This window comes from Actinokineospora sp. UV203 (assembly GCF_056323665.1).
Map to the genome: position 1 here is coordinate 3,138,836 of NZ_CM150484.1, position 12,333 is coordinate 3,151,168.

Annotated in this window: 16 protein-coding genes; 5 read left to right on the plus strand and 11 right to left on the minus strand. The window is 68.5% G+C overall.

The genetic code is table 11. The features are described from left to right. The first annotated feature begins 54 nt into the window (after positions 1 to 54). Together ACUZ2Y_RS14570 and ACUZ2Y_RS14575 are read left to right on the plus strand one after the other, a co-directional pair. A complete protein-coding gene (locus ACUZ2Y_RS14570; protein WP_476331207.1) occupies positions 55 to 855 on the plus strand; it encodes an alpha/beta fold hydrolase in 801 nt (266 codons plus the stop codon). Between the two features lie 14 nt (positions 856 to 869). Next, the gene (locus tag ACUZ2Y_RS14575; RefSeq protein WP_476331826.1) at positions 870 to 1,151 is read left to right on the plus strand and encodes an MGMT family protein; all 282 of its coding nucleotides are present in this window, start codon (positions 870 to 872) and stop codon (positions 1,149 to 1,151) included. Here ACUZ2Y_RS14575 and ACUZ2Y_RS14580 read toward each other — a convergent pair whose 3' ends face one another. Both ACUZ2Y_RS14580 and ACUZ2Y_RS14585 read right to left on the minus strand, forming a co-directional pair. Next, positions 1,152 to 1,340 (minus strand): hypothetical protein, encoded by a 189-nt coding sequence (locus tag ACUZ2Y_RS14580; protein ID WP_476331209.1) that lies wholly within the window; start codon positions 1,338 to 1,340, stop codon positions 1,152 to 1,154. Between the two features lie 475 nt (positions 1,341 to 1,815). Beyond that, positions 1,816 to 2,604: an alpha/beta hydrolase family protein gene (locus ACUZ2Y_RS14585; protein ID WP_476331212.1), complete on the minus strand. Its 789-nt coding sequence runs from the start codon at positions 2,602 to 2,604 to the stop codon at positions 1,816 to 1,818. A gap of 33 nt (positions 2,605 to 2,637) precedes the next feature. On the opposite strand from ACUZ2Y_RS14585, the gene ACUZ2Y_RS14590 reads away from it, so the two are divergent. Further along, positions 2,638 to 3,081, plus strand: a complete 444-nt coding sequence (locus tag ACUZ2Y_RS14590) for a hypothetical protein (protein ID WP_476331215.1) — start codon at positions 2,638 to 2,640, stop codon at positions 3,079 to 3,081. Continuing rightward, positions 3,068 to 3,969, plus strand: a protein-coding gene (locus tag ACUZ2Y_RS14595; protein WP_476326208.1) for an IS5 family transposase whose coding sequence is annotated in 2 segments (ribosomal slippage) — positions 3,068 to 3,416 and positions 3,416 to 3,969 — 903 coding nt in all. Because the reading frame shifts where the segments join, the coding sequence is not laid out codon by codon here. The genes ACUZ2Y_RS14590 and ACUZ2Y_RS14595 overlap by 14 nt, the downstream gene beginning before the upstream one ends. Here ACUZ2Y_RS14595 and ACUZ2Y_RS14600 read toward each other — a convergent pair. Together ACUZ2Y_RS14600 and ACUZ2Y_RS14605 are read right to left on the minus strand one after the other, a co-directional pair. After that, entirely contained in the window at positions 3,966 to 4,232 is a 267-nt protein-coding gene (locus tag ACUZ2Y_RS14600; RefSeq protein WP_476331218.1) for a DUF397 domain-containing protein, read from the minus strand. The two genes, ACUZ2Y_RS14595 and ACUZ2Y_RS14600, sit on opposite strands and share 4 nt — an antisense overlap. Positions 4,233 to 4,234: 2 nt before the next feature. Then, complete coding sequence (locus ACUZ2Y_RS14605) at positions 4,235 to 5,062, minus strand: helix-turn-helix domain-containing protein (RefSeq protein ID WP_476331220.1); 828 nt, start codon at positions 5,060 to 5,062, stop codon at positions 4,235 to 4,237. Positions 5,063 to 5,194: 132 nt separating this feature from the next. On the opposite strand from ACUZ2Y_RS14605, the gene ACUZ2Y_RS14610 reads away from it, so the two are divergent. Beyond that, the gene (locus ACUZ2Y_RS14610) at positions 5,195 to 5,587 is read left to right on the plus strand and encodes a hypothetical protein (protein ID WP_476331223.1); all 393 of its coding nucleotides are present in this window, start codon (positions 5,195 to 5,197) and stop codon (positions 5,585 to 5,587) included. Positions 5,588 to 5,600: 13 nt separating this feature from the next. Here the strand turns inward: ACUZ2Y_RS14610 and ACUZ2Y_RS14615 are convergent, their stop codons facing one another. From ACUZ2Y_RS14615 to nirB, 7 genes are all read right to left on the minus strand, one after another. Continuing rightward, a complete protein-coding gene (locus ACUZ2Y_RS14615; protein ID WP_476331226.1) occupies positions 5,601 to 5,963 on the minus strand; it encodes a tetratricopeptide repeat protein in 363 nt (120 codons plus the stop codon). Continuing rightward, positions 5,960 to 6,943, minus strand: coding sequence for a pirin family protein (locus ACUZ2Y_RS14620; protein WP_476331229.1), 984 nt, complete (start codon positions 6,941 to 6,943; stop codon positions 5,960 to 5,962). The genes ACUZ2Y_RS14615 and ACUZ2Y_RS14620 overlap by 4 nt, the downstream gene beginning before the upstream one ends. A 65-nt stretch (positions 6,944 to 7,008) precedes the next feature. Next, positions 7,009 to 7,458 (minus strand): hypothetical protein, encoded by a 450-nt coding sequence (locus tag ACUZ2Y_RS14625; protein ID WP_476331232.1) that lies wholly within the window; start codon positions 7,456 to 7,458, stop codon positions 7,009 to 7,011. Between the two features lie 91 nt (positions 7,459 to 7,549). Continuing rightward, positions 7,550 to 8,233, minus strand: a complete 684-nt coding sequence (locus ACUZ2Y_RS14630) for a sirohydrochlorin chelatase (protein WP_476331235.1) — start codon at positions 8,231 to 8,233, stop codon at positions 7,550 to 7,552. Beyond that, positions 8,230 to 9,390, minus strand: a complete 1,161-nt coding sequence (locus ACUZ2Y_RS14635) for a uroporphyrinogen-III synthase (protein WP_476331238.1) — start codon at positions 9,388 to 9,390, stop codon at positions 8,230 to 8,232. Before ACUZ2Y_RS14635 ends, ACUZ2Y_RS14630 begins: the two co-directional genes overlap by 4 nt. Next, on the minus strand, positions 9,387 to 9,740 hold the full coding sequence (nirD, locus tag ACUZ2Y_RS14640) for a nitrite reductase small subunit NirD (RefSeq protein WP_476331241.1): 354 nt from the start codon (positions 9,738 to 9,740) through the stop codon (positions 9,387 to 9,389). Before nirD ends, ACUZ2Y_RS14635 begins: the two co-directional genes overlap by 4 nt. After that, positions 9,737 to 12,253, minus strand: a complete 2,517-nt coding sequence (nirB, locus tag ACUZ2Y_RS14645; protein WP_476331244.1) for a nitrite reductase large subunit NirB — start codon at positions 12,251 to 12,253, stop codon at positions 9,737 to 9,739. Before nirB ends, nirD begins: the two co-directional genes overlap by 4 nt. Positions 12,254 to 12,333: the final 80 nt, after the last annotated feature.

A 12,333-nucleotide genomic window follows, 5' to 3' on the forward strand; every position in this document is an offset into this window, starting at 1 on the left:
TGACAGCCTTGGACGCGGCACGCCCGGCCGGGCCGAGATGGCATGATCGCGCGCATGGCCGATGCCTTACACGTTCACTCGTACGGGTCGATCGAATCGCCGCCAGTCCTGTTCCTGCACGGGATCACCGGACATGGCGCACGCTTCCGCAGGCTCGCTGAGAACCACCTCCGCGACTACCGCGTCGTGGCACCTGACCTGCGCGGACACGGGCTGTCCGACCGGCTGCCACCGTGGACGCTGGAGCAGCACGCGGCCGATCTGCTGCGCGTGCTCGACGTCCACGACCTCGACTCGGTGCCGGTGGTCGGCCATTCGTTCGGTGGATTGGTGGCACTGCACCTGGCCCGGCTCGCACCGCAGCGGGTGCGCAAGCTCGTGCTGCTGGATCCGTCGGTGAAGGTGACTCCCGAGGACGCGGCGGAGTACGCGCAGACGGCGGAGGTCATCCGCGACGACCGCGGCGAAGCCCTGGCGACGCAACGGCACGACTGGCCGGGTGAGCCCGAGGAGCACATCGAGGAAGAGGTCACGGCGAACTGGGTGGAGGTCGACGGCCACTGGCGACCGCGATACAGCCCAGCAGCGGTGATCACCGCGTGGAGCGAGATGTGCCGGGCACCGCGGCTGCCCCCGCCCGGACTGCCGACCCTGCTCGTGGAGGCGGCACGCGAGGCGTTCGTGGGACCCGAGTTCGTGAAGGCGTGCCGGTTCACCCTGGGCGACGACTTCCGGCTCGCGGCACTGGACCTCGGGCACATGGTCTACCTGGAGGACCCGTCGGGAATCGCCGCGCTGATCGACGAGTTCATCAGCGACAAGGACGCGTCGACACCGGGAGAGGTGGCCAGGTGAGTGTCGACGAACACATGCACGAACGGATCCGGGAGGCCGTCCGATCAGTCCCGGCGGGGCGGGTCGCGACCTATGGCGACATCGCTGACATAGCGCGTGCGCCCACGCCCAGGCTCGTCGGTCGGGTGTTGTCTGAGGACGGTCACGACCTGCCGTGGCACCGGGTGCTGCGGGCGAGTGGGACGCCTGCCCCGCACCTGGCCCGCAAGCAGCTGGAGCTGCTGCGGGCCGAGGGCGTGCCGGCAGTCAACGACAAGGTCGATCTACGGACCTACCGCTGGGGTGTTCGTGATTGATCAGCCGCGTTTGACCGTCTCGGGGTCGAGGCCGAGCATCTCAAGGAGCTGCAGGCAGTCGGCGGCGTCGGCGGCGTGGTCGGCCACGGTGCGAGCGGCGCGGTGGCACTGCTCGGCGTTGTGCATCGACTCGATTTCACGGGCGGCGGCGATACGACCCACGGTGGGGGCTTCCTGGGCAAGCGTCATGAAGGCAACCTTCCTAGGGGCGGCCCGCCGCGCGAAGAGCATCGAGGTTGCTCACAGGGAATCCCACGGCGTGCCGGCCGGGAATATGTACCCACTCTTTCAGCCCAATAGGGGTCGCCACAACCCCCCAGACGGAGGCGTGCCGCTGGGTCATCGGATGGTCACTGCCTGTTCGCCCAGGTCACGGGTGATCTTGACGCAAGAATGAGACCAGACTGACGACCAGGAAGACGGCGCTGACGACGGCCGTGACCAGACCAATTCCCATGTTGAAAAGACGCGGTGGCGGTGGGTTGGTTCCGTCCGCCTTGGTGCTTCAGGGGAGGGGTGGGCGGTCCCTCTGGCGCGGGCGTCTAACGCAGGGGGAAGTGCAGGCGCCTGCTTGCACGAAGGTCGGACCGTCGTCGCCGCGCTAGTGGGGCCGGGTTGGTGATGCCATCCGTCCGCGAGGGCGCTGGTGGGCGCGGCGGCGGGGTCAGTCGATCTCGGGGGTGAAGGACTCCGGCAGGTATGGGTCCGCCCAGGCGGCGATCAGTTGGGCCACCCGCTTGGCGTGTAGGGGTGAGGTGAGTAGGTGGTTGGCGCCGTCGAGGGAGATGAAGGACTTGGGGTGGCGGGCGGCGGTGTAGATGCCCGCGGCGTTGGTGATGTCGACGATGTCGTCGTCGGGTGAGTGCAGGATCAGGAGCGGGCGGTTCAGGCGGGCGATGTGGTCGGCCAGGCGCTGTTCGCGGAGGTCTTCGAGGAACTCGCGGCGGATGCGGAACCACTTGCCGCCGAGGCTGACCTCGGCTTCGCCTGCGTGCTCGATGTCGGTGAGGGCGTGCTCGAACAGGTGCGCCACGTGCGCCGGGTCGCTGGGGGCGCCGACGGTGACCACGGCCCGGACCTCGGGGATCTCCCCCGCGGCGGCCAGCACGGCGGCCCCGCCCAGGGAGTGGCCGATGATCAGTGACGGTGCGGTGAAGTTGTCCCGCAGGTGGGCAGCGGCGCGGACGATGTCGGCGACGTTGGAGGAGAAGGTGGCGTGCGCGAAGTCGCCGCCGGAGTCGCCGATGCCGGTGAAGTCGAAGCGCAGGACGGCGAGGCCGCGATCGGTGAGCGCGCGCGACACGCGGCGGGTGGCCTGGTTGTTCTTGCCGCCGGTGAAGCAGTGGGCGAACAGCGCGTAGGCCTCGGGCTCCTTGGGCGGGAGGTCGAGGGTGCCCACGAGGGTTTCGCCGCCGGTGCCGGTGAAGGTGACTTGCTGTTGGCCAGTTCGCACCGCGTCAGGGTAGTGGCGTGGCATGGTGGCTGGATGTCCACGGACTATTTCGCGGCCGCGTCGGACGAGTCGGCATCCGAGGCGATCGACGGGCCCGGCGAGAAATTCGACACGGTGCAGCTCAAGGGTCTGGACCCGGCGGTCAAGCTGGCGAGGCTGGAAGCCCTGCTCACCGGGCGAACCTACGATCAGATCACCGACGACGAGCGGTGGGCGGAGGCGGTCGGGATGGCGGACGACGGGGAAAGCCTGGTTCTCACCGTGACCGACGAGCTGTTCACCGCCCTAGCCGAGTCGGATGAGGCTCGGCTGCGCTCGGTCGTGCCCGCGTGGAGCCAGACCGAGGAGTTCGTGCTGGACGGCGGGGTGGACGTGGAGCTGCTCAGCGCGGACGTGCTCGCCTTGAGTGCGCTGGCGCGGCGGGCTAGGGCGTGTCCGCCGGAACATCTGATCAAATACTGGTGTGGCGCGTGGTGATCTGACAGATGCGGAATGGGCGATCTTGGAGCCGTTGCTGCCGGCGGTGAGCCAAAGCCGGGGCGGGCGTTGGGGAGATCGACGTCGGGTGATCAACGGGATTTTGTGGCGGATGCGCACTGGTGCGCCCTGGCGGGACGTGCCGGAACGGTATGGGCCGTGGAAGACCTGTTATGAACGGTATCGGCGGTGGGCTGCGGATGGCACATGGGCGCAGCTCAAGCAGCAGGTCATCGGGCGTGCCGAAGTCGACGAGGAGATCGATTGGGACGCCCAGGTCGACTCCACGATCGTGCGGGCTCATCAGCACGCCGCAGGTGCCCGTAAAGGGGGCTGAGTGCCGAGGAATCGCGGGCAGCGCAAGGACTGGGCCGGTCTCGAGGTGGTCTCACGTCCAAGATCCACACTATCACCGATGGTCGGGGAAGATCACTGGCGACCCGGGTCACACCAGGTCAAGCCGCTGACGTGACCCAGCTGGTGCCGCTGCTGGAGCAGATCGCGGTGCGCCGGCCTGGTGGTGTTGGTCGGCCTCGGCAGCGACCGGACTCGCTGACCGGGGACAAAGCCTATGGCAGCAAGGCCAATCGGGCAGCGTTGCGCCTGCGGAAGATCAAGGCGGTGATCCCGCAGCGTCGGGATCAGGTCGCCAATCGGCTGCGTAAGGGATCGGCCGGTGGTCGCCCTCCGAGTTTCGATGCCGAGCACTACAAGCGACGCAACCAGGTCGAGCGGGGTTACAACCGCCGCAAGCAGTTCCGGGCGTTGGCCACACGCTACGACAAGCTGGGTCTGCACTGGCAAGCGACCAACGACATCGTCGAGACCCTCGACTGGATCCGCGCCAAACCAGACAAATCACGACCTGATCCGGCGGACACGCCCTAGTGGGCGCGGGGAGCGGATGTACTGCCTGCTGTGCGTGTGAGGAAGGCGTGCCAGCCCGCGGCGGGCAGCGCGAGCTGACCGCCCTGCGGGTTCTTGGAGTCGCGCATGGCGATACCGGGAGCCGTGATCGCAACCTCGACACAGGCGCCGTTAGTGCCGTTGCCGCTGCGCCTGCTCTTCCGCCATGCGACCTCGACACAGTTGTCGTTGGTGGCATTGCCGCTGCGGCTGCTCTTGCGCCAGATCAAACCCTCACCGGACACATCTACCGCCTCGCTAGCTCGCTGATCAGCTCGATGGACTCAGCAGGGCCGAGTGCCTGCGCCCGGAGCTGGTCGACCATGAGTCTAGCCCGGTAGAGCTCATCAGCGTTCTCCACGTGGATAGAGCCTGTGGCATAAGCAATGTAGAGCAACTCGGGATCATCTGGCTGCGGGAACTTCAACAGGGTGAACCCGCCCGTCATCGCGGCGTGCGGTCCGTTGCCCAATGGCAGCACCTGCAGGGTGACCGTTGGCAACTCGGACATCATGACGAGATGATCAAGCTGGTCGCGCATGACCTTCCGACCACCGACCTTCTTGTGCAACGCCGCCTCTTCGATGACCACCTGGAGTTCCAGAGGGCTTTCGTCGCTGGTCAGACGCTTTTGGCGAATCAACCGAACCTCCACGTCGTTCGCCAATTGCTGTGGAGAGCGGCGTGGACCGGTCTGCAGTAGTGCGCGGATGTAGGGCTCGGTTTGCAGCAGCCCGGGCAGGTTCAGACCGGCAAACTCGCAGACAATGCTGGCCTCGGTTTCGACATCCACATACCCCTGGTCTTCCACCCCATATGCGCGAAACCACCTTGGCTTCATCGCTTCACGGACCTGGTCGAGCAAGGCGGGATCGTATGCGTCGTAGATGTCCATGATCGACTTGGCCAGGTGGACGTCCACCCGGCTGTCGCCGCTCTCGATCCGCGACAAGGCCGTACGAGTCTTCTCCAGGTGGGCAGCGGCCTGTTCCATCGTCAGGCCGGCGCGTTCGCGCATGGTGGCGAGCCGTCTTCCCAGGCGTCGCCGCAAGAACGGCGGTTTCTTCCGCGTCACGCGGTGATGATCGCATCGCACGGTGCGAACTCGCACAGTGCGCATTCGCACGTCGTCCGGCTGGAAAAGTCATATCCCGAGCGTGCTCGTTCACCCTGACCTGGTCAAGCAGTTGTCCACAGGGGAGTTTCGATGCAGCGGTTCGCTTGTCGTTGGTGTGTCAAGGGAATCACGCCAACGTTCGGCGCTTGCACGACAGTGTTCGACCTTTCGACTGACCGGCGCAGAATCTCTGTCTATGCGGGCGCTACCGACTATTACACTGTGCTACTCGATAAATCACTCGTCACTCGTCTGCATGAAAGTTTGGCCGGTGACGCGCCAGTCGAGGTGACTGGGCTTCGGATCAGTGCCGAGCGGCGCAGTCTCGGGATCCGGCCGTACCGGCTTCCGACGGCCCATACGGGACCGGTCGAGTTGTACGCGTCGACGCCGAAGAAGCGCATTCAGGTCATCTACCAGCGGGAATCGCTGCTCGCCCTCAAGGAGGCGTTCGCCGAGATGGCGACCGCCGTCCTTGAGTGACCCAAGTGGACAGTCAGCGGGTCAGCCGGGCCTCGGTGGCGGCGAGGGCGTCCGCGGACTCCGGGGTGTTCAGCATCGCGTGGGCGAGGCGCAGGTGAGGCAGGGCTTCGCCGTGCTTGCTTTGGCGGGCAAGGGCTCTGCCCAACAGGGTGTGCGCGTACGCGTCCGACGGGTCGAGGTCGACCAGGCGGTGGGCGATCGCCTCGGCCGGGCCGAGTGCGGCGGACTGGAAGTAGGCCAACGCCAACTCAGTCAGCACCGAACGGGACTTGGGCTCCAGCTCCGCCGCCTCCGCGAGGTAGCGGGCGGCCACCGACGGGTTGCCACTCTCGCGGTACAGGCGGCCCTGTTCGAGCAGTGTCATCAGGTCGGTCACGTCAACTCCTCGTCCGAACTCGTGCGGTGGATGGCGGGGATTTGGCCCAGCCGCCCGGCTTCGTAGTCCTCGAACGCCTGCAGGATTTCCTGGCGGGTGTTCATCACGAACGGTCCGTAGCGGGCCACCGGCTCGCGGATGGGCCTGCCGCCGAGCACCAGGACCTCCCACCCGGTCGGCGAGTTGCCCGGCTGCCGGTCGGCTCCGCGCAACGTCAGGGCTTCGCCGGCGCCGAACACGGCCAGCCGGCCTTCGTTCAGCGGGTGCTGCTCGATGCCGACGGTTCCGTTGCCGGACAGGACATAGACCATCGCGGTGAAGTCCTCGGGCCACGGCATCGTCAGCCGCGCCCCGGCGTTGAGGGTGGCGTGCAGGTACGTGATCGGCGTGTAGGTCGATCCCGGTCCCTTGTGGCCGTCCAACTCCCCCGCGATGACCCGGACGAGCGCGCCGCCGTCGTCGCTGGAGAGCAGCTTGGCGTCGCGGGCCTCGATGTCCTGGTAGCGCGGCTGCGCCATCTTCAGGGAGCGCGGCAGGTTCACCCAGAGCTGCACGCCGTGGAACAGGCCGCCCTTGGCGATCATGTCCTGCGGGGGCATCTCGTTGTGCAGGATGCCCGCGCCCGCGGTCATCCACTGGGTCGAGCCGTCGGTGATCAAACCGCCGCCGCCGATGGAGTCGGTGTGCTGCATGGCGCCGTCGATCATGTAGGTGACCGTTTCGAACCCGCGGTGCGGGTGCCATGGGGCGCCTTTGGCCTCACCGGGGCCGTACTCGACGGCACCCATCTGGTCGAGCAGCAGGAACGGGTCGGCGTCGGGCAGGTCCACGCCCGGGAACGGCCTGCGGACCGGGAAGCCCGCGCCCTCGAAGAATTTCTGGGCGGTGACAACCTTGCGGACTCCGCGCCAGGACGTGGCCGACTCCGGCAGTTCCGGCAGGCGGGGCAGGGTCAAGGTGTCGGCGGTGATCGCAGGCATCTCGGCCTCCTCTCACTCTTGGCCACCCGGCGTGGCCGGCTGAACCCTACAACTTAGTTGCGTGTTCAATTATTCCGGGAGTCGTACCGCGGCCAGACCTGGATAAGCCAGTGTTCGATAAGCCAGTCTTCCTCGGTAGTGCCCCGTTCGCCGGCTTTCCAGTGCACACGCACGCCGTATGGGCCGGTGACCTGCAGGTCTACGGCGACATCCGTGGGCACGCCGGTCAAGCAGCCGAGGACGACTCGGGACGTGCTGACGGTGAACTCGCCCTCATACGTCCGCGGCCACCGGGACGCTGGCCGCGCGGGTTCGCCGACCCACTGCTGCAGCGTCACGCGAGGCTTCGGCAGCTGATCAGCGCAGAAGAACACGACCCCGCCGGGTCCGGCGAAGGCGATGCCGTCGGCGGTGCGGGCGCAGATCAGGGGTGTCAGAGTGGCGAGGCCGTCCGGCTCGATGAGGACGAACTGACGGAAGTCGGCCATGACATCGGCGACGATCTCGCTAAGCATGATCGCCAACGTAGTGGCCGGGCAAACCGAGTGAACTCATCGAGATCATGGGCGACACCGCGGAATACGACCTGCCGCCGGCCGAGGCAGACTAGGCCACCGCTCGGTAGTAGAGGCCTTCGGCGTAGCGGCGGACTACCAGATCCGCTACTCGCGGGTGGTCGCCCAGGGGCTCGGCGACGACATCCGCCGGGCAGCCTGCGACGGCGCGTTGGAACAAGCCGGGGGCCAGCAGCCAGGAGGCGACCGCCACCCGGTCGGCGGTTTCGCGGACCTCCGCCACCACCTCGGCGATCCGGGGAGCCGCCGTGGCGGCGTAGCCGATGCGGACGATGGAACCCGTGCGGTGGCTGAGCAAGGTGGCCGCGCGGCGGACGTCGGCCAGAGCGCGGGGGTCCGACGAACCCGCGGCGGCCATGACCACCGCGTCGCCGGGGCGCCAGCCTGCCTCACTCAACCTGTCGTGCATGGCGGCGACCAGGCTGGGAGCCGGGCCCAGGGCCTGGGTGACCGACACATCCGTCGCGCCGGACAGGGCGATTTGGGCTGGGACGTCGACGCGCACGTGGTAGCCCGAGGCCAGGAAAGCCGGGACGACCACCGCGAGGCCGCGGACCGAGCGCAGGACCGTGGTCACGTCGGGGGCGCGGACGTCGGCGAAAGCGACCTTGACCGGGACCTCGGGCAGCAGGGCCCGCACCTCGTCGGCCAAGGCGTGCGTTGTTCGGGCGCCGGATTCCGCTCGGGTTCCGTGCGCCACCAGCACCAGGGTCATGCGAGCGGCACCGCCAAGCGGTAGCCGCGCTTGACGACGGTCTGCACCAGTGACGGCTCACCGAGGGCGGCTCGCAACCTGCCGACAGCCGTCTCGACGGCGTGTTCGTCGACGCCCGCCTCGCGGCCCGAGTGCCTGCGCAGGACTCCGGCCAGCGCCGGGCGGGACAGGACCCGGCCAGGCGTGGCGGCGAGCGCGCGGAGCAGGGCCATGGGGGCGGGCGGGACCGGACGGAGTTCGCCGTTGAACACGACCGCTTGGCCGCGAAGTTCCAGGTCACGGCCCTCGACGGACAACCGCACGGCCCGCTGGGGCAGTGTCACCGCCAGTTCCCGGACCAAGGCGCCGATGCGGGCGCGCTCCGGGCACACAACCGGGATGCCGAGGTTGGTCAGCGGGCCCGCGGTGATCGAGCCGACACCGACGACCAGGACCCGCGAGCGCAGGGCCTCGAGCAGGGCGTCGAGCCTGCCGAGGCGGTCGGCGGTCTCCAGGACGCTGGCCGCCGCGGGGGCGCTGGTGAAGGTGATGGCGTCGACCTGGCCCGCGAGGACGGCGTCGATGAGCCGCTCCAGGGGACCCGGGTCGACCGGGCCGGTCCAGCGGTAGACCGGTATCTCGACGACCTCGCCACCCGCTTCACGCAGGGCTTCGACGAACTCGCGCAGCGGCTCGCCGTGCAGCTGGACCGCGATGCGCTTGCCCTCGACGCCCGCTTCGAGCAGGTAGTCGAGCAGTTCGGCGCTGGCCTCGGACTCCGGCGACCACTTCTCGACCAGGCCCGCGGCCCGGACGGCGCCCTTGGCCTTCGGGCCGCGGGAGAGCACGTCCGCCTTGCGCAGGACGTCGAGCAGGTCCTGGCCCATGCCCCAGCCGTCGGCCGCCTCGATCCAGCCGCGGAAGCCGATGCCGGTCGTGGCCACGGCGAAGTCGACCGGGCCGCCCTCGATCAGGCTGGTGGTGGCCGCGAGCAGGTCACTGTCGTCGGCGAGGGGGATGATCCGGATCGCGGCGCCGTGCAGCACGGTGGCGCCGCGACGCTCCATCAGGGCACCCAGTTCGTCCGCGCGGCGGGCTGCGGTGACGCCGATGGTGTAGCCGGCTAGGGGAGAGATCTGGCTCTCGGTCACCTCGGGTACCTCCAGGAGCATGGTCATGGCTGCCCCAGAAGGATGGTCGCATCACAGACGCACACCGGGTATGTGGGGACGGACACGTCGGCATCCTCCAAGCAGGCACCTGTTCGGAGATCGAAGTGCTGCTTGTGCATCGGCGAAGCCACGACCGGCGTCCCACCGATGTCCCCGACGATACCCCGGGAAAGCACCGCGGCACCGCTGAACGGGTCCACATTGGAAACGGCGTACAGCGCGTCGTCGTGGGTGCGGAACACCGCGACCTGGGTGCCGTCGGGCAGCAGCACCGCGACCCCCTGCTCGCGGGCCAGGGCGTCCACCGGGCAGGCCTCGGTCCAGGTCGTCTCGATCAGCACGGCCTCAGCGGTCATCGGGCACTCACCTCCGGGATGCCGAGCAGCACCGGGACCTTCTGGCCACGCTCCTCGCGGAAGGTGATCGTCGGGTCCGGCGTGCCGGGCGCGTTGACGAACGAGCTGAAACGGGCGAGTTTCCGCGGGTCGGCGAGCACACCGGCCCATTCGTCGGCGTAGTCGTCGACGTGCTGCGCCATCTGGGCTTCCAGTTCGGCGCACAGTCCCAGGCTGTCGTTGACGACGACGTCGCGCAGGTGGTCGAGGCCGCCTTCGAGGCTGTCGAGCCAGGTGGAGGTGCGCTGCAGTCGGTCGGCGGTGCGGATGTAGAACATCAGGAACCGGTCGATGACCTTGAGCAGCGTCTCTTTGTCCACTTCGGACACAAGGAGGTCGGCGTGGCGCGGCATCATGCCGCCATTGCCGCCCACGTAGAGGTTCCAGCCGTTCTCGGTGGCGATGATGCCGAAGTCCTTGCCGCGGGCCTCGGCGCATTCGCGGGCACAGCCCGAGACGGCGGACTTGAGCTTGTGCGGCGCGCGCAGGCCGCGGTAGCGCAGTTCCAGCTCGATGGCCAGGCCGACCGAGTCCTGCACCCCGTAGCGGCACCAGGTGTCGCCGACACACGACTTCACCGTGCGCAGCGCCTTGCCGTAGGCGTGGCCGGACTCGAAACCGGCGTCCACCAAACGCTTCCAGATCTCGGGGAGCTGGTCGACCGTGGCGCCGAACAGATCGATGCGCTGACCACCGGTGATCTTCGTGTAGAGGCCGTAGTCCTGGGCGACCTGGGCGATGACCATCAGCTTCTCCGGCGTGATCTCGCCGCCGGGGATGCGCGGCACCACCGAGTAGGTGCCGTTGCGCTGCATGTTGGCCAGGTAGCGGTCGTTCGTGTCCTGCAGCGCCGCCTGCTCACCGGCCAGGATGTGGCCGTTGCCAAGGGAAGCGAGGATCGAGGCGACCGCGGGCTTGCAGATGTCGCAGCCGCGTCCGCTGCCGTGCTTGGCAACAAGATCGCTGAACGTGGTGATCCCGGTGACCCGCGCGATCTCGAACAGCTCGGCGCGCGACTGGCTGAAGTGCTCGCACAGCGCCTTGGACTGCTCGACACCGCAGGCGTTGAGGAGCTGCTTGAGCATCGGCACACACGACCCGCAGGAGGTGCCCGCCTTGGTGCACGACTTGATCGACGGGACGTCGGTGCAGCCGCCTTCGCGGATCGAGTGCTTGATGTCGCCCTTGGTGACACCGTTGCAGGAACACACCTGCGCTTCATCGGGCAGCGCGTCGATGCCCACTCCACCGCCGCCCCCGGACGGCGCGAGGATCGAGCCGGGGTCGCCGGGCAGCGCGCGGCCAACCATGGGCCGCAGCATCGCGTAGTCGCTCGCGTCGCCGACCAGGACGCCGCCGAGCAGCGTCTTGGCGTCGTCGGAGATGACGAGCTTCTTGTAGGAACCCTTGACCGCGTCGTTGAACACGACCTCCAGCGCGCCCTCGGTGGCCGCGTGCGCGTCGCCGAAGCTGGCCACGTCGACGCCCATGAGCTTGAGCTTGGTCGACATGTCCGCGCCCGGGAAGGCCGCCGTGCCACCGAGAATCCGGTCTGCGGCGACCTCGGCCATGGAGTAGCCGGGGGCGACGAGGCCGTAGACCATGCCGTCGAGGTTGGCACACTCACCGATGGCGTAGATGTCAGGATCGTTGGTACGGCAGCCTTCGTCGACCACGATGCCGCCGCGCTCGCCGACCGTCAGGCCGGACTCACGGGCGAGCTGGTCACGCGGGCGGATGCCCGCGGAGAACACCACGAGGTCGAGGTCGAGCTCGACACCGTTGGACAGCTTGGCGAGCAGCCTGCCGCGGTCCTCTTCGATGGAGCTGGTGGACGTTCCCGCGTGGACGGTCACGTCGAGGCCCTCGATGAGACGCTTGAGCAGCGCGCCACCGCCCTCGTCGACCTGCAGCGGCATCAGCCGCGGGCCGAGCTCGACGACGTGCGGCGACAAACCCATGTCGCGCAGGGCCTTCGCGGCCTCCAGGCCAAGCAGGCCGCCACCGAGGACCATCGCGGCGCCCCGGCCCTTGCCCTTGCGGGCGCGGGCGGCGGAGTCGCGGATCGCGTCGAGGTCGTCGATCGTGCGGTAGACGTGGCAGCCGGGCAGGTGCCTGCCGGGCACCGGCGGGACGAACGGCACCGAGCCGGTGGCGAGCACGAGCGCGTCGTAGGACTGGGTGCGGCCCGCGGCGGTGCGCACGATCCGCGACTCGCGGTCGATCGCGACGACCGGGTCGCCGAGCCGCAGCTCCACGCCGTCGTCGTCGGCGAACTCGGCGCCTTCGAGCTGCAGGGTCATCGGGTCCCAGGAGTCCACGTAGGACGTCAGGGCGACCCGGTCGTAGGCGGGCCGGGCTTCCTCGGCGATGACGACGACGCGCCAGCCGCCTTCGGCGTCACGGTCGCGGAGGGCCTGGACGAGCCGGTGCCCCACCATCCCGTTGCCGACGACGACGAGTGTCCGCGTCATACTGCTGCCTCCTCGTTTGGGTGCTTCCGTAATGCTGCGGTCCGCCCGTGTCGAGTCGACGTCTCTGATGTTGCGCCGCT

Excerpts from the sequence above, each read along its gene's own strand:
- ACUZ2Y_RS14570 (WP_476331207.1), top strand. The coding sequence starts at position 55 with ATGGCCGATGCCTTACACGTTCACTCGTACGGGTCGATCGAATCGCCG.
- ACUZ2Y_RS14575 (WP_476331826.1), top strand. The coding sequence starts at position 870 with ATGCACGAACGGATCCGGGAGGCCGTCCGATCAGTCCCGGCGGGGCGG.
- ACUZ2Y_RS14580 (WP_476331209.1), bottom strand. The coding sequence starts at position 1,340 with ATGACGCTTGCCCAGGAAGCCCCCACCGTGGGTCGTATCGCCGCCGCC.
- ACUZ2Y_RS14590 (WP_476331215.1), top strand. The coding sequence starts at position 2,638 with ATGTCCACGGACTATTTCGCGGCCGCGTCGGACGAGTCGGCATCCGAG.
- ACUZ2Y_RS14610 (WP_476331223.1), top strand. The coding sequence starts at position 5,195 with ATGCAGCGGTTCGCTTGTCGTTGGTGTGTCAAGGGAATCACGCCAACG.
- ACUZ2Y_RS14620 (WP_476331229.1), bottom strand. The coding sequence starts at position 6,943 with ATGCCTGCGATCACCGCCGACACCTTGACCCTGCCCCGCCTGCCGGAA.
- ACUZ2Y_RS14625 (WP_476331232.1), bottom strand. The coding sequence starts at position 7,458 with ATGCTTAGCGAGATCGTCGCCGATGTCATGGCCGACTTCCGTCAGTTC.
- ACUZ2Y_RS14630 (WP_476331235.1), bottom strand. The coding sequence starts at position 8,233 with ATGACCCTGGTGCTGGTGGCGCACGGAACCCGAGCGGAATCCGGCGCC.
- ACUZ2Y_RS14635 (WP_476331238.1), bottom strand. The coding sequence starts at position 9,390 with ATGACCATGCTCCTGGAGGTACCCGAGGTGACCGAGAGCCAGATCTCT.
- nirD (WP_476331241.1), bottom strand. The coding sequence starts at position 9,740 with ATGACCGCTGAGGCCGTGCTGATCGAGACGACCTGGACCGAGGCCTGC.
- nirB (WP_476331244.1), bottom strand. The coding sequence starts at position 12,253 with ATGACGCGGACACTCGTCGTCGTCGGCAACGGGATGGTGGGGCACCGG.